The 738-nt window shown below is 62.7% G+C and carries 1 protein-coding gene; it reads right to left on the bottom strand.

Going from position 1 to position 738, the window contains the following annotated elements; all coding sequences use genetic code 11:
* Window positions 1-399: 399 nt before the first annotated feature.
* A partial coding sequence (locus tag MKK82_RS28765; protein ID WP_243987622.1) for a hypothetical protein occupies window positions 400-738 on the bottom strand: 339 nt, incomplete at its 5' end.

Here is a 738-nt window from a genome sequence, read left to right as displayed (position 1 = left end):
CCGATCACCGTCGCGGACGATGTCCTGTCGCGCCGACAGGGTCCGCACCCGGACCGGCAGGCGCTCGATGGCTTGCCTCTCCTCCTCTGAGAGGCCAGCGATGCTCTCCAGCTTACGGATGAGCGGAGAGAGGGCGTGGGGTATCGTCGAAGCCATCGGGGCATCGCCTTGCATTGCAGGCGGAAGCGCACGGATCTCCCAGGCGGCAGCACCTGTTCCGGAGCGGTTGACGATCACACACATGTAGATGGTATATTGTCGTCCCGCTCCATCATGGGTCAGGACTTTTCGCGATTGCACCCGGGCCTGATGAGAAAGACGCCTGGGCCGGGCGGCCATATCATCACAGCTCGCCCTGCCAGCCTGTGAGCCGATTGGGCCGGTGGGTTAAAAGCCATCTCAGGCAAGCGTCTGCGGATGCAGCGAGGGCATGCCGGAGTAGGTCTCAGACTTGAGAGGGCAACTGCTGTGTGCCTTCCGATGCGTCATCGACTTGCCGAAGCCGCGCCCGCTGTAGGAGCCGTTGATCGACACGCGCCCATGGCAAGCTGGGCAGCGCTTCACGGCCAACGGATATTGGTCCACCGCCTCATCGAGGCTGATGGGACGCCACGTACCTTCGATCTTCGCCTCGCAGGTCTGAGCCTTGGGCTTGGTCATCCTCACGAGGTGCCATGCCGCAGCAATCCGTACCAGAGAACCAATGCCACACCCTGTTTGAGGGTCAGGAACAGCCGG

The sequence above is a fragment of the Methylobacterium sp. E-046 genome (genome assembly GCF_022829625.1).
Lineage (GTDB): Bacteria > Pseudomonadota > Alphaproteobacteria > Rhizobiales > Beijerinckiaceae > Methylobacterium > Methylobacterium longum.
This window is presented reverse-complemented; position numbering and strand designations above follow the sequence as displayed.